5 protein-coding genes are annotated in these 4,634 nt (G+C 71.2%); 4 read left to right on the forward strand and 1 reads right to left on the reverse strand.

The window, feature by feature from the left end; genetic code table 11:
* On the reverse strand, positions 1–415 hold a 415-nt coding region (locus G4D87_RS33985), incomplete at its 3' end, for a response regulator (RefSeq protein ID WP_163786832.1).
* 170 nt (positions 416–585) lie between these two features.
* On the opposite strand from G4D87_RS33985, the gene G4D87_RS33990 reads away from it, so the two are divergent.
* From G4D87_RS33990 to G4D87_RS34005, 4 genes are all read left to right on the forward strand, one after another.
* Positions 586–1,068, forward strand: a complete 483-nt coding sequence (locus G4D87_RS33990) for a chemotaxis protein CheW (RefSeq protein WP_163786836.1) — start codon at positions 586–588, stop codon at positions 1,066–1,068.
* The gene (locus tag G4D87_RS33995) at positions 1,065–1,439 is read left to right on the forward strand and encodes a Frizzy aggregation protein FrzB (RefSeq protein ID WP_163786833.1); all 375 of its coding nucleotides are present in this window, start codon (positions 1,065–1,067) and stop codon (positions 1,437–1,439) included. Before G4D87_RS33990 ends, G4D87_RS33995 begins: the two co-directional genes overlap by 4 nt.
* Positions 1,440–1,444: 5 nt before the next feature.
* A complete protein-coding gene (locus G4D87_RS34000) occupies positions 1,445–2,698 on the forward strand; it encodes a methyl-accepting chemotaxis protein (protein ID WP_163786834.1) in 1,254 nt (417 codons plus the stop codon).
* 33 nt (positions 2,699–2,731) lie between these two features.
* On the forward strand, positions 2,732–4,634 hold a 1,903-nt coding region (locus tag G4D87_RS34005), incomplete at its 3' end, for a chemotaxis protein CheA (protein WP_163786835.1).

Raw genomic sequence — 4,634 nt, forward strand, 5'->3', positions numbered from 1 at the left:
CCGCCGCGGGAGCCGCGGCCGGAGCGGGCACGGCGGTGGGGATGCCCAGGGCAGGGGGGCCAATCAGACCCATGACCCCGCCGAGCACGGCTTCGAGCCCGCCGCTCTTCAGGATGTAGCCGTCCGCCCCCGACGCTTTGGTCTTCCCGTCCAGCTCCGCTTCGGAGATGTCGGAGTAGAGGACCAGCTTCGCGGTGACCTTCTTCTGCCGGCGGAGGTACTCCACGACGTCATCGCCGAACATCTCCGGCATGTTGACGTCCATGAGGATGAGCGAGAACGGCCCCTCGGCGAGCTTCTGCTCGAGGCTGGCAAGGTCCTGCGCGCCGCTCGCCTGGTAGCCGGCGGCGGTGAGCGCCCGGACGGTGAGCTCCACCAGCATCGGGCTGTCATCAATGACCAGTACGCGCGACATCGTCCTCCTCAAGGGCTTCGCGGTGGAACCCTACACCTTTGGTGCAGCGCGGACCATCGAAACGGCGACCAGGCGGGCTGTCCGTCGGGTCCTCTTGACCGCTATTCGCCGCCTCCGGATACTTTGGCGCCTTGACCACGACCTCGACTCCCCTCCAGCGAGCACTCCGGATGGCTCCGGACCGCGCCTTGGCCGCCCAGGCCCGGCCGGAGCAGGAGTTCTTCTGCTTCCGCGTGGGCGACCTGCGCCTGGGCGTGCCCAGTGAGAACGTGCTCGAAGTGCTTCGGGCCGGTCTGCTCACGCCCTTGCCCCGGACCCCGTCCTTCATCATGGGCGTCACCGGCCACCGGGGCGAGGTGCTCCCGGTGCTGGACCTGCTGCGCTTCCTCTCCAAGGGAGAGGCCCGCATCGGCCCGCGCACCCGCCTGTTCGTCGGCGTCACGGGCAGCTACGTGGCCGGCGTCGTCGCGGACACGGTGCTGGGGCTGCGCCGCATCCCCGTCTCGGAGATCCTCCCACCGCCCCTGGGGGGGGACGCCGCGGCCGAGCACCTGCTGGGCGTGGTGCAGGCCAGCGGCAACCAGGAGGCCATCAACCTCCTCAACTTCTCCAAGCTGCTCCAGACGGCGCGGCAGCGGGCGGTGGCGCGGTGAACGACGACGCCCTCCATGAGAAGGAGGAGGAGGTGGACCTGCTCTTCTTCGACATCGGCGCCACGCTCTACGGCACGGATGCGTCCCAGGTGCTGCGCATCGACCGCTCGCTGCCGGAGGACCTCACGCTGCCGGAGCTGGGCCTGCTCCACCGCGGCGGGCGCGCCATCGTCTTCGACACCCCGGAGGGGGAGGCCCACCTCAAGGTGGACGCCGTGCACGGCGTGCGCTCCATCCCCGTCAATTCCTTGCGCCGGATGCCTCCCACGGCCGGCGCCGCAGCCTACGCAGTCGGTGTGTGCCTGGAAGAGGCCCGCACCGTGTTGCTCATCGATCTGGTCGAAACCGCAAGGACTCAAGGAAGGCACTGAGACACATGTCCCTGGACACCCCCAACGAGAAGCCCGCAGGCAAGGCTCGCGCCCGGAAGGCCCCCGCCTCCAAGGCCGGCGCCACGAACGCGGCGTCGACCCCGCCATCCACCAAGGCCATCACCGACACGCTGCTGACGGTGCTTTCCGGCAACCTCCAGGCCCGCGTGCCCAAGGAGCTGGTCGGCGAGTCCGGCGCGGAGCTGGCGCACCTGCTCAACCAGGTGCTGGACCAGTTCGCGGCCTCCGAGCACCGCAAGCACGTGGCGGCGCAGGAGATTGACCAGGCGCTGGACGCGCTCATCGGCCTGGTGCGCGAGGGCGACCTGTCCCGGTGGAACACCACCACCGAAGACCCGCAGCTGGGGCCCCTGCTGGAGGGCTTCGGCAAGGTCATTGAGACGCTGCGCACCTTCGTGCGGGAGATCAACGAGGCGGCCCTGAGGCTGTCCTCGTCCGCCAACCAGGTGCTGGCGGCCTCCACGCAGCATGAGACGTCCTCCACGGAGCAGGCGGCGGCCATCCACGAGACGACCGCCACCATGGAGGAGCTGAAGCACGCGTCGGCGCAGATCGCGGAGAACGCGGGCAGCGTGGCGCGCGTGGCGGAGGAGACGCTGGGCGCGGCGCGCGCGGGCCGGGGCGCCATTGGCGAGTTCATCCAGGCCATGCAGCAGATCCGCAGCGACGGCGTCGCGGTGGCGGACTCCATCGCGAAGCTGTCCAAGCGCGTGGAGCGCATTGGCACGGTGGTGGAGGTCATCGACGAGATCGCGGACCGCTCCGACCTGCTGGCGCTGAACGCGGCGCTGGAAGGCAGCCGCGCGGGTGAGGCCGGCAAGGGCTTCTCCATCGTCGCGGCGGAGATGCGGCGCCTGGCGGAGAACGTCCTGGACTCCACCAAGGAGATCAAGAACCTCATCACCGAGATTCGCGAGGCCACGGCCGCCGCGGCCGGCGCCGCCGAGGCGTCCAAGGCCGCCACGGAGTCCGGTGAGAAGCTGGGCGCGGTGGCCGCGCAGGCCGTGGAAGGCATCCTCGCTGGCGTCCAGGAGACGAGCGACGCGGCCCGCGTCATCAACCTGGCCACGCAGCAGCAGCGCACGGCCACCGAGCAGGTGGTGGCCTCCATGGCGGAGATCGAGGACGTGACGCGCCAGACGACACAGGCCTCGAAGCAGGCCACGGGCGCGGCCGCGGAGCTCACGCAGTTGGCCGGACGGCTGGCCGAGCTCATCAAGCGGTTCAAGGCCGACTAGCGCTTCCTGGAAGGGGAGGGGCGTACGTTGGCCATGGACACCGAGGCTCTCAAGAAATCCCTCCTGAAGAAGTTCCAGGAGGTCACCGCCGACCGACTCCAGAAGATTCAGCTGGGGGTGTTGGACCTGGAGAAGGAGACCGCGGACCAGGCCGCGGAGGACGTCGCGCGCGAGCTGCACACGATGAAGGGCGAGGCCCGCATGCTGGGTCTGGCCGCCATCGGGCAACTGGCGCACGCCGCCGAGGACGTGCTGCGCGCCGAGCGGGAGGGCAAGACGGCCACCGAGGTGGCCACCGACGTCCTGCTCAGGGCGTGCGACGTCCTCTCCGACCTCAACGAAGACCTGTCCGGCGCCAACACGGGCAACCCGGCCAGCGAGGAGATGGTCCGCATGCTCGCGGAGGTCTCCGGTCAGACGCCGCCGGCCATCGCTGGCGCGCGGCCCGCCGCGCCTCCTCCCGCGCCGCCGCCTGTCGCCGCGCCGGCGGCCGTCGCCGCGCCGCCCGTGCAGGCGCCGGTGGCCGCGGCCCCGCCTCGGGCCCCCGGGGCCGAAGCGGTGGCGCACGCCGCTGCCTCCGCGCCGCCGGCGGTCGGGGCGCACGGCCGTGACGAGGAGGCCCCGAGCGCCGCGAAGTCCGCGGTGGCCGACCGGAGCATCCGCGTCAACGTGGAGGTGCTGGACTCACTGGGGTTGCTCGCGGGCGACCTGCTGGTGGAGAGCGCCCGCGGCCGGCTGCGCAGCTCGGAGACGGAGGCGTTGTTCGAGCGCTTCAGCCGCCTGGGGGACCGCTTCCTCCGGCTGGCGGAAGAGGTCGACATCTCGAACGAGGTGCGCGAGCAGCTGGACCGCGTGGAGAGCGACCTCCACATGCTGCGCGACGACGCGTTCCGCTTCGTGCGCCGCAACGACGACGGCATCAACACGCTGCACGGCAACCTGGCGAAGATGGCGGACCACGTGGCCGAGGCCCGGCTGGTGCCGCTGGCCACCGTGTTCGACGCCTTCCCGCGCGCCGTCCGGGAGATGTCGCGCACGCAGGGCAAGGAAGTGGACCTGGTCATCGAGAACGCCGACATCGGCGTGGACCGGTCCATGCTGGCCGACGTGCGCGACGCGCTGGTGCACCTGCTGCGCAACTCGGTGGACCACGGCGTGGAGTCCCCGGACACGCGCCAGCAGCTGGGCAAGCCGCTCAACGGCCGCATCCGCGTGCGCGTGCGCGTGGACGGCGACATGCTCCACATCGAGGTGGAGGACGACGGCCGCGGCATCGACCCGGAGCGGCTGCGCCAGGCGGCCATCTCCAAGCGGCTCATCAACGCCGTGCAGGCCGCGGCGCTGTCGGAGCGCGAGGCCATCGAGCTCATCTTCCGCCCCGGCTTCTCCACCCGCGACCAGGTCAGCGAGCTGTCTGGCCGTGGCGTGGGCATGGACGTGGTGAAGCGCAAGGTGGAGATGCTGGGCGGCTCGGTGGGCGTGAACAGCCGCATCGGCCGTGGCACCACCATCACCTTGCGCCTGCCGCAGTCGCTGGCGTTGATGAAGGTGCTGCTGGTGCGCCTGGGCGACGACGTCTACGGCATGCCCGCCGCGGACGTGGAAGCCGTCATGCGCGTCAAGCCGGATGACCGGCTGGAGATCTTCGGCACGCTGGCCGTGCGGCACCGGGGCAAGCCCACGGCGCTGGTGGCGCTGGGGCCGCTGCTCGGCCTCAACGGCGGCAACCGCTTCGACAAACCGCCCGCGGTGGTGGTGCGTCACGGCGAGGACCACGCGGCGCTGGTGGTGGACGGCTTCGTGGACGAGCGCGAGGTGGCCGTGAAGCCCTGCGGCGGCGAGTTCCTCAAGGGCGCGCCCTTCATCGCCGGCACCGCGGCGCTGGAGGACGGCCGCATCGCCGTGCTGCTCCACGTCCCGGACATCATGGCGGAGG

It is taken from the genome of Myxococcus vastator, from assembly GCF_010894475.1.
Taxonomy (GTDB): Bacteria; Myxococcota; Myxococcia; order Myxococcales; family Myxococcaceae; genus Myxococcus; species Myxococcus vastator.